Here is a 15,561-nt window from a genome sequence, read left to right as displayed (position 1 = left end):
GCCAATCAACTTTCTATTGGAGAGTTTGATCCTGGCTCAGGACGAACGCTGGCGGCGTGCCTAATACATGCAAGTCGAGCGGACCGAATGAGAGCTTGCTCTTATTTGGTCAGCGGCGGACGGGTGAGTAACACGTGGGCAACCTGCCCGCAAGACCGGGATAACTCCGGGAAACCGGAGCTAATACCGGATAACACCGAAGACCGCATGGTCTTCGGTTGAAAGGCGGCCTTTGGCTGTCACTTGCGGATGGGCCCGCGGCGCATTAGCTAGTTGGTGAGGTAACGGCTCACCAAGGCGACGATGCGTAGCCGGCCTGAGAGGGTGACCGGCCACACTGGGACTGAGACACGGCCCAGACTCCTACGGGAGGCAGCAGTAGGGAATCTTCCGCAATGGACGAAAGTCTGACGGAGCGACGCCGCGTGAGCGAAGAAGGCCTTCGGGTCGTAAAGCTCTGTTGTGAGGGACGAAGGAGCGCCGTTTGAACAAGGCGGCGCGGTGACGGTACCTCACGAGAAAGCCCCGGCTAACTACGTGCCAGCAGCCGCGGTAATACGTAGGGGGCGAGCGTTGTCCGGAATTATTGGGCGTAAAGCGCGCGCAGGCGGTTCCTTAAGTCTGATGTGAAAGCCCACGGCTCAACCGTGGAGGGTCATTGGAAACTGGGGGACTTGAGTGCAGGAGAGGAGAGCGGAATTCCACGTGTAGCGGTGAAATGCGTAGAGATGTGGAGGAACACCAGTGGCGAAGGCGGCTCTCTGGCCTGTAACTGACGCTGAGGCGCGAAAGCGTGGGGAGCAAACAGGATTAGATACCCTGGTAGTCCACGCCGTAAACGATGAGTGCTAAGTGTTAGAGGGGTCACACCCTTTAGTGCTGCAGCTAACGCGATAAGCACTCCGCCTGGGGAGTACGGCCGCAAGGCTGAAACTCAAAGGAATTGACGGGGGCCCGCACAAGCGGTGGAGCATGTGGTTTAATTCGAAGCAACGCGAAGAACCTTACCAGGTCTTGACATCCCCTGACAACCCAAGAGATTGGGCGTTCCCCCTTCGGGGGGACAGGGTGACAGGTGGTGCATGGTTGTCGTCAGCTCGTGTCGTGAGATGTTGGGTTAAGTCCCGCAACGAGCGCAACCCTTGCCTCTAGTTGCCAGCATTCAGTTGGGCACTCTAGAGGGACTGCCGGCGAAAAGTCGGAGGAAGGTGGGGATGACGTCAAATCATCATGCCCCTTATGACCTGGGCTACACACGTGCTACAATGGGCGGTACAAAGGGCTGCGAACCCGCGAGGGGGAGCGAATCCCAAAAAGCCGCTCTCAGTTCGGATTGCAGGCTGCAACTCGCCTGCATGAAGCCGGAATCGCTAGTAATCGCGGATCAGCATGCCGCGGTGAATACGTTCCCGGGCCTTGTACACACCGCCCGTCACACCACGAGAGCTTGCAACACCCGAAGTCGGTGAGGTAACCCTTACGGGAGCCAGCCGCCGAAGGTGGGGCAAGTGATTGGGGTGAAGTCGTAACAAGGTAGCCGTACCGGAAGGTGCGGCTGGATCACCTCCTTTCTAAGGGGAAAAGCGAAGGCCGCCCGCCTATCGGTGAAACGCGCTGGAGGGCCTGCGAGGAGGCTGTTGCCGCCGCAGCAGGGCCGAAGCGTCGCAAGCCGATGGCGGCCGGAGCTAGACAGTACGAAAAGCGGAAGCGCCGCGATTGGCTCTCGAAGTCAAATGTTCTTCACCCGCAGGGGTGCTTGCACCCCGAGGGGGAAGGTTATTTGGCAGAAGAGAGCCAGGCGCTGGAGCTAGACAATACGAAAAGCGACGGCCGCTAACGGCCAACCATTAACAAATCGCGCTTTCGTTTCGTTCAGTTTTGAAGGAATGAGAATTCCTTCGAATCGTTCCTTGAAAACTAGATAACCGATACACAAAAGGAAGAAGCCGAGACGCTGTAGGTTAAGCTAGAAAGGGCGCACGGTGGATGCCTTGGCACTAGGAGCCGATGAAGGACGGGGCAAACGCCGAAACGCTCCGGGGAGCTGTAAGCAAGCGTTGATCCGGAGATGTCCGAATGGGGGAACCCCCTGTCCGTAATGGGACAGGATCCATGCCTGAATCCATAGGGCATGGAGGGCACACCCGGGGAACTGAAACATCTTAGTACCCGGAGGAGAAGAAAGCAAACGCGATTCCCTGAGTAGCGGCGAGCGAAACGGGAACAGCCCAAACCAAGAGGCGTGCCTCTTGGGGTTGTAGGACCGCTCATATGGGAGTGAGAAAGGAACGGGGTAGACGAACCGGTCTGGAACGACCGGCCAGAGAAGGTGAGAGCCCTGTAGTCGAAACTTCGTTCCCTCCCGAGCGGCTCCTGAGTACGGCGGGACACGGGAAATCCCGTCGGAAGCAGGGAGGACCATCTCCCAAGGCTAAATACTCCCTAGTGACCGATAGTGAACCAGTACCGTGAGGGAAAGGTGAAAAGCACCCCGGAAGGGGAGTGAAAGAGAACCTGAAACCGTGTGCCTACAAGTAGTCAGAGCCCGTTCATGGGTGATGGCGTGCCTTTTGTAGAATGAACCGGCGAGTGACGATGGCGTGCGAGGTTAAGCCAGGAAGGCGGAGCCGCAGCGAAAGCGAGTCTGAACAGGGCGCATGAGTACGTCGTCGTCGACCCGAAACCAGGTGATCTACCCATGTCCAGGGTGAAGGCCGGGTAACACCGGCTGGAGGCCCGAACCCACGCACGTTGAAAAGTGCGGGGATGAGGTGTGGGTAGGGGTGAAATGCCAATCGAACTTGGAGATAGCTGGTTCTCCCCGAAATAGCTTTAGGGCTAGCCTCAAGGTAAGAGTGTTGGAGGTAGAGCACTGATTGGGCTAGGGGCCCTCATCGGGTTACCGAACCCAGTCAAACTCCGAATGCCAATGACTTATCCTTGGGAGTCAGACTGCGAGTGATAAGATCCGTGGTCAAGAGGGAAACAGCCCAGATCGCCAGCTAAGGCCCCTAAGTGCACGTTCAGTGGAAAAGGATGTGGAGTTGCGAAGACAACCAGGATGTTGGCTTAGAAGCAGCCACCATTTAAAGAGTGCGTAATAGCTCACTGGTCGAGTGACTCTGCGCCGAAAATGTACCGGGGCTAAACGTGCCGCCGAAGCTGCGGGATGACCGTTGGTCATCGGTAGGGGAGCGTTCTAAGGGCAGAGAAGCCAGACCGGAAGGACTGGTGGAGCGCTTAGAAGTGAGAATGCCGGTATGAGTAGCGAAAACAGAGGTGAGAATCCTCTGCGCCGAAAGCCTAAGGGTTCCTGAGGAAGGTTCGTCCGCTCAGGGTTAGTCGGGACCTAAGCCGAGGCCGAAAGGCGTAGGTGATGGACAACAGGTTGAGATTCCTGTACCACCTCCTTCCCGTTTGAGCGATGGGGGGACGCAGGAGGATAGGGTGAGCAGGCGGCTGGAAGAGCCTGTCCAAGCAGTGAGGCTGGCCAGTAGGCAAATCCGCTGGCCGTAAGGCTAAGCTGTGATGGCGACGGATTCGATCCGGAAGTCCCTGATTTCACACTGCCAAGAAAAGCCTCTAGCGAGGGAAGAGGTGCCCGTACCGCAAACCGACACAGGTAGGCGAGGAGAGAATCCTAAGGCGCGCGGGAGAACTCTCGTTAAGGAACTCGGCAAAATGACCCCGTAACTTCGGGAGAAGGGGTGCTCTTTCGGGTGAAGAGCCTGGAAGAGCCGCAGTGAAAAGGCCCAAGCGACTGTTTATCAAAAACACAGGTCTCTGCGAAGCCGAAAGGCGAAGTATAGGGGCTGACACCTGCCCGGTGCTGGAAGGTTAAGGGGAGCGCTTAGCGCAAGCGAAGGTGCGAACCGAAGCCCCAGTAAACGGCGGCCGTAACTATAACGGTCCTAAGGTAGCGAAATTCCTTGTCGGGTAAGTTCCGACCCGCACGAAAGGTGTAACGACTTGGGCACTGTCTCAACGAGAGACCCGGTGAAATTATACTACCTGTGAAGATGCAGGTTACCCGCGACAGGACGGAAAGACCCCGTGGAGCTTTACTGCAGCCTGATATGGAATTTTGGTATCGCTTGTACAGGATAGGTGGGAGCCTGGGAAGCCGGAGCGCCAGCTTCGGTGGAGGCGTCGGTGGGATACCACCCTGGCGGTATTGAAATTCTAACCCGCACCCCTTAGCGGGGTGGGAGACAGTGTCAGGTGGGCAGTTTGACTGGGGCGGTCGCCTCCCAAAAGGTAACGGAGGCGCCCAAAGGTTCCCTCAGAATGGTTGGAAATCATTCGGAGAGTGCAAAGGCACAAGGGAGCTTGACTGCGAGACGGACAGGTCGAGCAGGGACGAAAGTCGGGCTTAGTGATCCGGTGGTTCCGCATGGAAGGGCCATCGCTCAACGGATAAAAGCTACCCCGGGGATAACAGGCTGATCTCCCCCAAGAGTCCACATCGACGGGGAGGTTTGGCACCTCGATGTCGGCTCATCGCATCCTGGGGCTGTAGTCGGTCCCAAGGGTTGGGCTGTTCGCCCATTAAAGCGGTACGCGAGCTGGGTTCAGAACGTCGTGAGACAGTTCGGTCCCTATCCGTCGCGGGCGCAGGAAATTTGAGAGGAGCTGTCCTTAGTACGAGAGGACCGGGATGGACGCACCGCTGGTGTACCAGTTGTCCCGCCAGGGGCACCGCTGGGTAGCTATGTGCGGACGGGATAAGCGCTGAAAGCATCTAAGCGTGAAGCCCCCCTCAAGATGAGATTTCCCATCGCGTTAGGCGAGTAAGATCCCTCGAAGATGACGAGGTCGATAGGTCCGAGGTGGAAGCGTGGCGACACGTGGAGCTGACGGATACTAATCGATCGAGGGCTTAACCTAGAAAAGCAGAGGCCGCCTGCCTATCGGCGAAACGCGCTGGAGGGCCTGCGAGGAGGCTATCGCCGCCGCAGCAGGACCGAAGCGTCGCGAGCCGATGGCGGCCGGAGCTAGACAGTACGAAAAGCAGAGGCCGCCCGCCTATCGGCGAAACGCGCTGGAGGGCCTGCGAGGAGGCTCGAACCAAGCAAAGCTTGGTTCTGCGTGGGTGGTGTCACAGGAGCGTATGCAATGTGTCGCCGCCGCAGCAGGACCGAAGCGTCGGGAGCCGATGGCGGCCGGAGCTAGACAAAAAGCGGAAGCGCCGCGGCTTCTTCCCCCACACGGTTATCTAGTTTTGAGGGAATGATCCCACAACTTCATATCGCCTAGTGGTGATAGCGGAGAGGAAACACCCGTTCCCATCCCGAACACGGAAGTTAAGCTCTCCAGCGCCGATGGTAGTTGGGGCCAGCGCCCCTGCAAGAGTAGGTCGCTGCTAGGCAATTGCATTCACCAGGGAGTAGCAACACGCCTAATTCCCTTTTTTCTTTTTATGACCCTAATGATACAAGGACTGTCCTTCGGGCTAAGCAAACAGCCTGATCAGGACAGTCCTTTTTGTCGTCTTCCACTTGGAAGCGGAGGCTTCCAAGTGTGATCGTAAGAAGGGGAACGCTCATTAGTTCTTGTCAGAGAATGATCATTTTTGGCGTTGAGAGTGGCAACAGAATATTTTGTTATGGTACAATTTCAAAAGCGAGAGTGAAGATGATAAAATGGAATAAGGTGGAACGCGATGGAGCACTTTGAACTTATCGTGCATTCTCCTGAAGAGACGAGGGCGATCGCTCGCCGGCTTGCCGAACGGCTGGAGCCAGGGACGGTGATCGCTTTGGAAGGAGACTTGGGTGCAGGCAAGACGACGTTTACGAAAGGGCTTGCCGAGGGGCTAGGGATTCGGCAAAATGTCAACAGCCCAACGTTTACGATTATGAAGCAATACGAGGGGAGACTCCCGCTTTACCATATGGATGTATATCGGCTTGAAGATGAGTGGGAAGACCTCGGGTTTGACGAATATTTTGCCGGCGATGGCGTTACAGTCGTTGAGTGGGCGCATTTGATTGCGGGCCAGCTGCCAAACGAACGATTGACGATCCATTTGCTTCATCGGGGCGACAATGAACGAAAATTAGTGTTTGAACCGTTAGGACATCGCTATGAGCAGTTGTGTAAGGAGATTTTTGCGTCATGAAAATATTGGGGATTGACACATCGAATATGCCGCTGGGCGTTGCCTTAGCAGACGGGGATATCATCAAAGGAGAACTGATCACGCATGTGAAAAAAGATCACTCGTCCCAAGCGATGCCGGCCATTGAATCGCTGCTTCGGCAGTGTAAGGTTGCCCCGGGCGAGCTCGATTTGATCGTTGTCGCTAAAGGGCCGGGGTCATATACCGGGGTGCGGATCGGAGTGACAATTGCGAAAACGCTCGCTTGGTCGCTAGGCATCCCGATTGCTGGTGTTTCGAGCCTCGAAGTGCTCGCTGCTAATGGCCGTTATTTTCCTGGGGTGATTGTTCCGCTGTTTGACGCGCGGCGCGGACAACTTTATACCGGGCTTTACCGATATGAAGGCGGCGTGCTCCGTTGCCTTGAGGCGGACCGGATTGTGGCAGCAAGTGAGTGGGCTCGGCAGTTAAGTGAGCGGGGAGAGGATGTATTGTTCGTTGGTGCGGATGCGCCGTTATATAGCGAATTGTTTCGAAACCATTTAGGCGAGCGGGTTCACGTTGCCCCACCATCGCTGGGGTTGCCGCGCCCGAGCGAGCTGGTGATGCTCGGCAAAGAAAAAGAACGCGAGAACGCTCATACGTTTGTGCCGAATTATATCCGCCTTGCGGAAGCGGAGGCGAAATGGCTCGCGAAACAAAAAGGGGAAAGAAACGATGGGGATCGATGTACAATTTCGGCCAATGACCATCCATGACATTGACGAGGTCGTACAAGTGGAACAGGCATCGTTCACCGCGCCATGGAGTCGCGAGTCGTTCTACAACGAGCTGATGTACAACCGTTATGCCAAATATATTGTTATGGTACACCGCGGGCGGATTATCGGATATGGCGGAATGTGGCTTGTCATCGACGAAGCGCATGTGACAAACGTAGCCGTGTTGCCACAATTTCGCGGGCAAAAACTTGGCGAAGCGCTCATGCGTCGTCTCATGGATATCGCAAAACAGCATGGAGCGGTGACAATGACGCTTGAGGTACGCGTGTCCAACCATGTTGCCCAATCGTTGTACCGCAAGCTCGGGTTTCGCAACGGCGGCATTCGCAAACGGTATTATCCTGATAATTTTGAAGACGCGCTAGTAATGTGGGTGAAGCTGATATGAATGAAGACGTATACGTATTAGGCATTGAAACGAGCTGCGATGAAACGGCAGCGGCGGTTGTGAAAAATGGGAAAGACATTGTATCGAATGTCGTCGCCTCGCAAATGGAAAGCCATCGGCGGTTTGGCGGCGTCGTGCCGGAGATCGCCTCGCGCCATCATGTCGAGCAAATTACGATTGTGATCGAGGAAGCGATGCGGCAAGCTGGGGTATCGTTTTCTGACCTTGATGCTGTGGCCGTGACGGCGGGGCCGGGTCTTGTCGGGGCGCTCCTTGTCGGTGTGAATGCGGCGAAAGCGCTGGCGTTTGCCCACGGACTGCCGCTTGTCGGAGTGCATCACATTGCCGGACATATTTACGCCAATCGGCTAGTGACTGAGATGAAGTTTCCGCTATTAGCGCTTGTCGTTTCTGGTGGGCATACAGAGCTGATCTACATGGAAGGACACGGAAAGTTTACGGTGATCGGCGAAACGCGCGATGATGCCGCCGGTGAGGCGTATGATAAGGTAGCGCGGGCTTTGGGCCTCCCCTACCCAGGGGGACCGCATATCGACCGGTTAGCTCATGAAGGAGAACCAGTAATCGATTTGCCGCGGGCGTGGCTTGAGGAAGGATCGTATGATTTTAGCTTCAGCGGCTTAAAATCGGCGGTGCTCAATACGCTTCATAACGCAAAACAGCGCGGCGAGGAGATTGACCCGAAACAGATGGCTGCGAGCTTTCAAGAGAGCGTCGTCGATGTGCTGGTGACCAAAACGGTGCAGGCGGCGAAACAGTACCGTGTCCGGCAAGTGCTGCTGGCCGGCGGGGTGGCGGCCAACCGCGGACTGCGGTCCGCGCTGCAAGACAACATGAAGGAGCTTCCGAATGTAGAGCTCGTCATTCCGCCGTTGTCGTTATGCACCGATAACGCAGCGATGATCGCGGCGGCAGGAACGGTGTTGTATTGGCAAGGCAAACGATCTGATTTGGCCCTCAACGCCAATCCGAGCTTGCCGCTCATTTAGTTGAAAAAGGAAACAAAAGAGGAAGGAAGGGTGGTTGCTTGCGGCAGGAGAGCAACCGCCTTTTTTGTTTACAGGGACAAGCTTTGGCTGAGTTAAGTGAAAAGGAACTGTGCATATTTTTATCCACAGGTTGTGGACAATGTGGAAAAGACGAGAAAACACCATAAATATAAGGAAAACAATACACAACGGTTTTGGCACAAAAGAAAAGTTTGGTTTGTGGATAATGTGGAAAAGTTAGTGAATAACTTATATTTCATAGGTGGAATTGTGGATTCTTTTGTGGATAGTGTGACTAACTAAAACAGCCCGCCAAAATAACGGGCGGGCGATCGGTTACAGTGAAGCATAAAGCTGTTCCCACTCAGCCAATAACGTTTCGACTTGCTGTTTTCGTTCCTCATTTTCTTGCGACAATCGTTGCACGGTTTCATAATCGCCATAAACGGACGGATCGCATAACTGCTGTTCTACTTCCGCAATTTGCGCCTCAAGCGTTTCGATCTCAGCCTCGATTTCATCTAGACGGCGCTGGCGTTGGCGCTGCCGTTTTTTCTCTTCTTTTTCTTGTTCATAAGCGGATTTGGCCGATTCAGTGCCATCCGGCGTTTTGTCCAAGCGGGCGTCGAGACGCTCGAGTTCGCACATTTCTGCTTTTTTGGCGATGTAGTAATCGTAGTCGCCTAAATATTCCGTGAGGCCGCCGCTTGATAGCTCAAACAGCTTCGTCGCAATCCGGTTAATGAAATAGCGGTCGTGGGAGACGAACAAAATGGTGCCCGGATAATCGATGAGCGCTTGCTCAAGCACCTGTTTGCTGTCGAGATCCAAATGGTTGGTCGGCTCGTCCAGAATGAGAACATTCGCCTTTTGCAGCATCAGTTTGGCGAGCGCCAGGCGCGCTTTTTCCCCGCCGCTTAACGCCGAGACCGGTTTTAAGACGTCATCGCCGGAAAATAAGAAATTGCCGAGCACAGTGCGGATTTCCTTCTCGGTTTTATCCGGGTAGGCATCCCACAGTTCATCAAGCACTCGTTTATTTGATGACAAGTCAGCCTGATTTTGGTCATAATAGCCGATTTGGACGTTTGAGCCGTAGCGAAGCTTTCCCCCTTGGACAGGAAGACGCCGTGCGACCGCCTTTAGCAATGTTGATTTGCCGATGCCGTTCGGTCCGACTAAGGCGACGCTTTCTCCCCGCGTGATGCGAAAACTGATTTGGCGGATGACAGGTGCCCCTTCGTCGTAACCAACGGCCAGTTCTTCAGCAGTGAGCACCTCGTGGCCGCTCGGCCGTTCAATGGCGAAGGAAAAGGAAGCTGATTTTTCATCGCCAACAGGTCGTTCGAGCCGCTCCATTTTTTCTAGTTGTTTTCGGCGGCTTTGCGCCCGTTTGGTCGTCGAGGCGCGGGCGATGTTGCGCTGGATAAAGTCTTGCAGCCGGGCGATTTCTTCCTGCTGTTTCTCATATCGCTTTAACTCTTGTTCATACTGCTCGGCCCGCTGCTCCAAATAACGGCTGTAGTTGCCGGTATACCGCTTGAGCTTCGTGTTGGACAGCTCGTATACTTCGGTGACGACTTTATCTAAAAAATAGCGGTCATGGGAAACGAGCAAGACAGCGCCGGGATATGCCTGCAAATATTGCTCCAGCCAAGAGAGCGTTTCAAGGTCCAAATGGTTGGTCGGCTCGTCCAAAATCAACAAATCCGGCTTGGACAATAGAAGTTTTCCGAGGGCCAGACGCGTCCGCTGCCCGCCGCTTAACGAAGAGACGGGCATTGTTTTATAATCGTATGAGGAAAACTGCAGCCCGTGCAAGACGGAACGGATGTCGGCTTCGTATTGATAGCCGCCCTGTTCTTTATACTGTTCTTGCAGTTCGTCATACGCTTTGAGCGTTTTTTCATAGCGGGCGGGGTCAGCGAGCACATCCGGGTCGCCAAGCTGGGAGCCGAGTTCGGACAGCTGCTTTTCGATGGCGCGAAGCGGTGCGAACACCTCAAGCATCTCGTCCCAAATGGAGCGTGATGAGTCAAGCGTGCTGTTTTGCGCCAAATAGCCCATTTTGATATGGCTCGGCTTGATGATTTCGCCGCTGTCGTAAGAAAGTTCTCCGGCGATGATTTTTAACAATGTCGATTTTCCTGCGCCGTTGCGGCCGACGAGGGCAACTCGGTCGCGGGACTGTATTTCTAGTTTTATATTCGATAAAATAAGGTCAGCGCCAAAATATTTCGTGAGCTGGTGCACTTGCAAAATGATCATGTCGTTTCACCTCTCGGAATAGTTTAACGTATGTCGCCAAAACGGTCAAAGACAGATGATGAAAAATCGTGTATAGTGTATAAGTGGAGGAGATTATCTTGTCGTCGTTTACTCATTTCAATGAACAAGGACGCGCGAAAATGGTCGATATTACGAACAAGGAAGATACGGTACGAGTGGCAGTGGCAAAAACGAGTGTCACCGTCAGCGAAGAAATTTATAAAAAAATGACGAATCACGCCATCGAGAAAGGGGACGTGTTGGCTGTAGCCCAAGTGGCCGGGGTGATGGCGGCAAAAAAAACGGCTGATCTGATTCCGATGTGCCATCCGCTTATGTTAAAAAGCGTTGATATCGCATTTTCTTGGGAAAACGAAGCGGATGTATATAAACTTGTCATCACCGCAACAGTGAAAACGAAAGGGAGCACAGGGGTGGAAATGGAAGCGCTGACGGCCACCTCGGTATGCGCGTTGACGGTGTATGACATGTGCAAAGCACTCGATAAAGGGATGATCATCGGTCCGACGTATTTGGTCGAGAAAACGGGCGGGAAGTCCGGCCATTATCGACGGAAAACCGATTAGCTGGGGGATGAAACTATGAGCAACGAACAACCGAAAATTCCGCAGGCAACCGCGAAACGGCTGCCGCTGTACTACCGGTTTTTAAAGAACTTGCATGCGTCGGGAAAACAGCGTGTATCCTCAGCCGAACTGAGCGAAGCGGTCAAAGTCGACCCGGCGACGATCCGCCGCGATTTCTCGTATTTTGGCGCGCTCGGCAAAAAAGGGTACGGGTATAACGTCAATTATTTATTGTCGTTTTTCCGCCAGACGCTTGAAGAGGATGAAGTGACGGAAGTCGCCTTGTTCGGTGTGGGAAATTTAGGAACCGCCTTTTTAAACTATAATTTTTCAAAAAACAACAATACAAAGATCGTGATGGCGTTTGATGTGGATGAGCGGAAAGTGGGAACGACGGTCGGCGGCGTGCCGGTTTATCATCTCGATGAACTCGAGAAGCGGCTTCGCGGTGATATTCCGGTCGCCATTTTAACCGTGCCGGCCGCCGCCGCTCAAGCGCTGACCGACCGCCTTGTCGCCCGGGGGATTAAAGGCATTTTAAACTTCACCCCCGCGCGGTTGAACGTGCCGAACCATATCCGCGTTCATCATATCGATTTGGCTATTGAATTGCAGTCGCTCGTCTATTTTCTGAAAAACTATCCATCGTCATCATAAAGGAGAGAGTAGAGCGTGAAATACATTTTGATTGTCCTTGTGATTTTGTTGCTGTTTGGAACGAAAAAATTGCCGGAGTTAGGGCGGTCGTTCGGCCAGTCACTGCGCGAGTTTAAGGACGCGACGAAAGGGCTGGCCGATGATGAGGAAAACAAAACTGACCGATGACAAGGCAGGATGGGGAAACGATGAACGACAAAGAAATGTCGGTGTATGAACATCTTGGCGAACTGCGGAAGCGGCTGATCATTGTGCTCCTCTTTTTTGCCGCGGCGCTCGTCGCCAGTTTCTTTTTTGTCGATGATGTCATTGTGTATTTACAGCAAACGGCCGAGGCGAAAGAGTTGACAATGAACGCCTTCCGCCTCACTGATCCGATTAAAGTATATTTTCAGTTTGCCTTCGTCATTGCCGCTGTGCTGTCTGCTCCGGTATTGCTGTACCAAGTTTGGGCGTTTGTCAGCCCGGGGTTGTATGAAAAAGAGCGGAGGGTGACGCTCAGCTACATTCCGGCATCGGTTTTCCTTTTTTTAGCCGGTGTAGGCTTTGCCTACTTTGTCTTGTTTCCGTTCGTCGTCCGGTTTATGAATGAGCTCGCCGATCGGCTCGGCATCCAACAAATGATCGGCATTAACGAATATTTTCAGTTTTTGCTTCAGCTTGTGCTGCCGTTTGGCATCGTGTTTCAGCTGCCGATCGCCGTTTTGTTTTTCACCCGCTTAGGGATCATTACGCCGCAGTTTCTCGTGCGCATCCGCAAATATGCGTATTTGGCGCTGCTGATTTTGGCGGCGGTCATTACACCGCCCGATATGCTCTCGCAGGTGATCGTCATGATTCCGCTCACGCTTTTATATGAAGGGAGCATTTGGGTCGCAAAAGTTGGCTACCGAAAAGCGCAATTAGCGGCGGAGCAGGAAAGCGGCGAGTAAGGACGCGGACAGCGGTGACAGAGCGGTTAGGACGGCAGCAAACAAAAAGGGGCTGACCCAAAACGCGAATGCGTTTTGGGATCAGCCCCCACTTTTTTGCCTCAAATATAGAAGAATCGCCCTTTTTTCTGGTAGAATAGAGTCACCAAAACCACTACCACCGAAAGAAGGGCGATTCTTTTATGAAACATGATCATATTTCCTTTAAAGAGTATACCATGGACAACCTCTCTTTGCCAAGCAACATCGCCGATCTCATTCCACGGGATAACATGGCCCACGTGGTTCATGAGATGGTTGAACGCATCCCGATGGAGACGTTTCTTGCTTACTACAAAGGAGGGGGCGCCTCCGCCTATCATCCGAAAATGATGACCAAAATTCTCCTTTACGCTTACACCCAAAAAATGTATCATGGCCGTGAGATTGCACGGCAGCTCGAAGTCCACCTTCCCCTCATGTGGCTAAGTGGATTTCAAAAGCCGGACTTCCGCTCCATCAATCGGTTTCGTTCGGAGCGGATGAAAGACCTGATTGACGACCTGTTCCGGGAAATGATCACGCTGCTCGTGGCCGACGGCTATGTCAAGATGGAAGATTATTTTGTGGATGGAACGAAAATTGAAGCGAATGCCAACCGGTACACCTTCGTTTGGCGCAAATCGGCTGAGAAGTACCAGGAGAAACTCCAAGCCAATGTCGATCGGCTGATTGCCCAGATCGAGGCGATCGTGGAAGAAGAAAAGGCGGAAGACATCGACCCTTCGCCGGCCTTTACGTCAGAAGAAATCCGAAAGAAAACCGAGGAGTGGGAAAAACGGTTGGAGGCCGAGCCGGACAACCAACCGTTGAAGAAGGCCATCAAGAAGATGAAGGAGGACTACTTGCCCCGCAGTGAAAAGTATGAACACCAACTCCATGTATGCGGGGATCGCAACAGCTATTCCAAGACCGATGTGGATGCCACCTTCATGCGGTTGAAGGAGGATCACATGCGAAACGGCCAGCTCAAGCCGGCCTATAACGTACAGGTGGGTTCTTCCGGCCAATTTATTTTGGGGTATTCCCTTCATCAGAGGCCGGGCGACACTCGTTGTCTTCTCCCGCATTTGGAGACCGTTCGAGAGAAGTACGGCGTGGAACCCGAACGTTTGATCGCTGACGCGGCTTATGGCTCGGAAGAGAACTACGTGAAGCTGGAAGAGAAGCACATATCGGCCTTGATCAAGTACCATACGTATGAGAAGGAGAACACGCGCAAGGTCAAGAAAAATCCGCATCATCAGCAGAATTGGACCTATGTGGAAGAAGAAGACGTTTGGATTTGCGCCAATGGGAAAAAGCTGGTTCGCACCGGAACTTCGAAACAGACCACGGAATCAGGATACACCTCGGTCACCCGACACTACCAATGCCATGAATGCGAAGGATGTCCGTTCCGTTCGGCCTGCACGACTTCCAAGTATGGACGAACCACGCAATGGAACCCCGTCTATCATGAACAAAAACAGAAAGCCCGCGAACGGTTGGAGAGTGAAGAAGGGCAAGCCCGATACCGCCAACGCCAAACCGACATTGAGAGTGTATTTGGGCAAATCAAACAAAATCGCGGGTTTCGTCGCTTTGTCCTGCGAGGCCTCCAAAAAGTTTCCATCGAATGGGGGCTGGTTTGTGCTGCCCACAATCTTCTCAAAAAAGCCGCTAGGGACAAGCAATTGTCCTTGGTGGCGTAAATGAGGGGGAGAACAGAGTCGGAATTTTGTTCCGTTTGGTAAAATATACAAAAACCAGAGAGGGCTGACTCCAAAAGTCCGCTTTTTGGCGGACTTTTGGGTCAGCCCCTTCATCGTTTCGGTGTGAACAACAAGCGAAAGGCGGTGCCAAAATCAAAAGCGGCGAGCGCCGCCAAGACGATCGTCGAGGCGTTCCAAATCGTTTCATGAGCGCTTTCGATCGCCAAATACGTAAACAAGACACCTAGGATGAAGTACGGCAGCGAAAACAGCCGAGGGTGGCGCATCATAGCCAAAACCTCCAGACCGCCAGCGGCAGCTCGGCTTGGCGCATCATGTTTTCCAACTCATCAGCCAGCAAGAGTTGAACGGTGACAACAAACGTATTCATGGCCACATGGGCGAAAATCGGCACGAAAATGCGGCCGGTTTTCGCATACAAAAAGGCGAATGTCAGCCCCATCGCCGTGTACAAAAGCAAATGCTCAAGCTCCATATGGACGACGGCAAAAAGAAGTGAGCTCACGAGCGCAGCTGGCCAAAAGTTGTATTTTTTATAAAGCGAACCGAAAATGATTTTGCGGAAAATGAGTTCTTCCAAAATTGGGCCGATCACGGAAGTGACGATGACTAAAAGCGGCGTCAGACGGATGATATTAATGATTTGCCTTGTGTTCTCCGAACCTGGTTCGATGCCAAGCAGACGCCATTCGATGTTAGCAGCGATGCTTTGGGCGGCAAGCGCCAAAACAACGCCAAAGATCGCCCACATCCATGACGAAGCGAGGGGCAATTGCCGCATCTCCCGTTCATCGCGGTCGCCGCGAAGCAGCCATAAAATGATGACAAAGGCTGCCAGAAAGCTGATGACCGCCCAATACCCGGAAGCGAGCTGCGCCGCCTCCAAGCGGGTTTCTGCCTCTTGGCCGACGCCGAGAGCACGAAGAAGCGGCACACCGATAAAGGCGGACAGCTGCATGGCGATATACGTGATCATGATATACCAGTAATGGCGTTTCAAATCTTCTTACCCCTTTATTCAAATATATCCGTATTGTAGCACATGTTTGGCGAAATGATAAGAAAAGCGCGCCGGCCGAGGTT

General features: G+C 53.4%; 12 protein-coding genes and 3 rRNA genes. 12 read left to right on the top strand and 3 right to left on the bottom strand.

The features are described from left to right. Positions 1-13: 13 nt before the first annotated feature. The 7 genes from GS3922_RS14480 to tsaD all read left to right on the top strand — a co-directional run bounded on the left by GS3922_RS14480 (position 14) and on the right by tsaD (position 8,280). Positions 14-1,571 (top strand): 16S ribosomal RNA (locus GS3922_RS14480). A gap of 388 nt (positions 1,572-1,959) precedes the next feature. After that, positions 1,960-4,887: ribosomal RNA gene (locus tag GS3922_RS14475) — 23S ribosomal RNA — on the top strand. 364 nt (positions 4,888-5,251) lie between these two features. Continuing rightward, positions 5,252-5,368, top strand: a 5S ribosomal RNA gene (rrf, locus tag GS3922_RS14470). Together the 16S, 23S and 5S rRNA genes form the textbook arrangement of a ribosomal RNA operon. A 294-nt stretch (positions 5,369-5,662) precedes the next feature. Then, positions 5,663-6,121, top strand: a complete 459-nt coding sequence (tsaE, locus tag GS3922_RS14465; RefSeq protein ID WP_063166919.1) for a tRNA (adenosine(37)-N6)-threonylcarbamoyltransferase complex ATPase subunit type 1 TsaE — start codon at positions 5,663-5,665, stop codon at positions 6,119-6,121. Further along, entirely contained in the window at positions 6,118-6,858 is a 741-nt protein-coding gene (gene tsaB, locus GS3922_RS14460) for a tRNA (adenosine(37)-N6)-threonylcarbamoyltransferase complex dimerization subunit type 1 TsaB (protein ID WP_063166918.1), read from the top strand. Before tsaE ends, tsaB begins: the two co-directional genes overlap by 4 nt. Then, the gene (gene rimI / locus GS3922_RS14455; RefSeq protein ID WP_063166917.1) at positions 6,818-7,270 is read left to right on the top strand and encodes a ribosomal protein S18-alanine N-acetyltransferase; all 453 of its coding nucleotides are present in this window, start codon (positions 6,818-6,820) and stop codon (positions 7,268-7,270) included. The genes tsaB and rimI overlap by 41 nt, the downstream gene beginning before the upstream one ends. Next, positions 7,267-8,280 carry a tRNA (adenosine(37)-N6)-threonylcarbamoyltransferase complex transferase subunit TsaD gene (gene tsaD, locus GS3922_RS14450; protein WP_063166916.1) on the top strand — a complete coding sequence of 338 codons (1,014 nt, stop codon included), beginning with the start codon at positions 7,267-7,269 and terminating at the stop codon, positions 8,278-8,280. The genes rimI and tsaD overlap by 4 nt, the downstream gene beginning before the upstream one ends. 336 nt (positions 8,281-8,616) lie before the next feature. Here the strand turns inward: tsaD and GS3922_RS14445 are convergent, their stop codons facing one another. Then, on the bottom strand, positions 8,617-10,548 hold the full coding sequence (locus GS3922_RS14445) for an ABC-F family ATP-binding cassette domain-containing protein (RefSeq protein ID WP_063166915.1): 1,932 nt from the start codon (positions 10,546-10,548) through the stop codon (positions 8,617-8,619). A gap of 98 nt (positions 10,549-10,646) precedes the next feature. Here GS3922_RS14445 and moaC point away from each other — a divergent pair, with 98 nt between their 5' ends. The 5 genes from moaC to GS3922_RS14420 all read left to right on the top strand — a co-directional run bounded on the left by moaC (position 10,647) and on the right by GS3922_RS14420 (position 14,457). Further along, entirely contained in the window at positions 10,647-11,135 is a 489-nt protein-coding gene (gene moaC / locus GS3922_RS14440) for a cyclic pyranopterin monophosphate synthase MoaC (RefSeq protein ID WP_063166914.1), read from the top strand. A gap of 15 nt (positions 11,136-11,150) precedes the next feature. After that, positions 11,151-11,792 carry a redox-sensing transcriptional repressor Rex gene (locus tag GS3922_RS14435; RefSeq protein WP_063166913.1) on the top strand — a complete coding sequence of 214 codons (642 nt, stop codon included), beginning with the start codon at positions 11,151-11,153 and terminating at the stop codon, positions 11,790-11,792. Positions 11,793-11,807: 15 nt separating this feature from the next. Beyond that, positions 11,808-11,960, top strand: coding sequence for a twin-arginine translocase TatA/TatE family subunit (gene tatA, locus GS3922_RS14430; RefSeq protein WP_063166912.1), 153 nt, complete (start codon positions 11,808-11,810; stop codon positions 11,958-11,960). 20 nt (positions 11,961-11,980) lie between these two features. Beyond that, positions 11,981-12,724, top strand: a complete 744-nt coding sequence (gene tatC / locus GS3922_RS14425; RefSeq protein WP_063166911.1) for a twin-arginine translocase subunit TatC — start codon at positions 11,981-11,983, stop codon at positions 12,722-12,724. 182 nt (positions 12,725-12,906) lie between these two features. After that, positions 12,907-14,457, top strand: coding sequence for an IS1182 family transposase (locus GS3922_RS14420; RefSeq protein WP_171698435.1), 1,551 nt, complete (start codon positions 12,907-12,909; stop codon positions 14,455-14,457). 110 nt (positions 14,458-14,567) lie between these two features. Here the strand turns inward: GS3922_RS14420 and GS3922_RS14415 are convergent, their stop codons facing one another. Continuing rightward, positions 14,568-14,747, bottom strand: coding sequence for a YdiK family protein (locus GS3922_RS14415; protein ID WP_063166910.1), 180 nt, complete (start codon positions 14,745-14,747; stop codon positions 14,568-14,570). Then, a complete protein-coding gene (locus tag GS3922_RS14410) occupies positions 14,744-15,478 on the bottom strand; it encodes a CPBP family intramembrane glutamic endopeptidase (protein ID WP_063166909.1) in 735 nt (244 codons plus the stop codon). The genes GS3922_RS14415 and GS3922_RS14410 overlap by 4 nt, the downstream gene beginning before the upstream one ends. Between the last annotated feature and the right edge of the window lie 83 nt (positions 15,479-15,561).

It is taken from the genome of Geobacillus subterraneus, assembly GCF_001618685.1.
GTDB classification, from domain to species: Bacteria; Bacillota; Bacilli; order Bacillales; family Anoxybacillaceae; genus Geobacillus; species Geobacillus subterraneus.
This window is presented reverse-complemented; position numbering and strand designations above follow the sequence as displayed.

What these genes read in the sequence shown, in the direction of transcription:
- GS3922_RS14420 (WP_171698435.1), top strand. Translation starts at nt 12,907, where the DNA reads ATGAAACATGATCATATTTCCTTTAAAGAGTATACCATGGACAACCTC.
- GS3922_RS14445 (WP_063166915.1), bottom strand. Translation starts at nt 10,548, where the DNA reads ATGATCATTTTGCAAGTGCACCAGCTCACGAAATATTTTGGCGCTGAC.
- tsaE (WP_063166919.1), top strand. Translation starts at nt 5,663, where the DNA reads ATGGAGCACTTTGAACTTATCGTGCATTCTCCTGAAGAGACGAGGGCG.
- GS3922_RS14435 (WP_063166913.1), top strand. Translation starts at nt 11,151, where the DNA reads ATGAGCAACGAACAACCGAAAATTCCGCAGGCAACCGCGAAACGGCTG.
- tsaB (WP_063166918.1), top strand. Translation starts at nt 6,118, where the DNA reads ATGAAAATATTGGGGATTGACACATCGAATATGCCGCTGGGCGTTGCC.
- GS3922_RS14415 (WP_063166910.1), bottom strand. Translation starts at nt 14,747, where the DNA reads ATGATGCGCCACCCTCGGCTGTTTTCGCTGCCGTACTTCATCCTAGGT.
- tatC (WP_063166911.1), top strand. Translation starts at nt 11,981, where the DNA reads ATGAACGACAAAGAAATGTCGGTGTATGAACATCTTGGCGAACTGCGG.
- tsaD (WP_063166916.1), top strand. Translation starts at nt 7,267, where the DNA reads ATGAATGAAGACGTATACGTATTAGGCATTGAAACGAGCTGCGATGAA.
- rimI (WP_063166917.1), top strand. Translation starts at nt 6,818, where the DNA reads ATGGGGATCGATGTACAATTTCGGCCAATGACCATCCATGACATTGAC.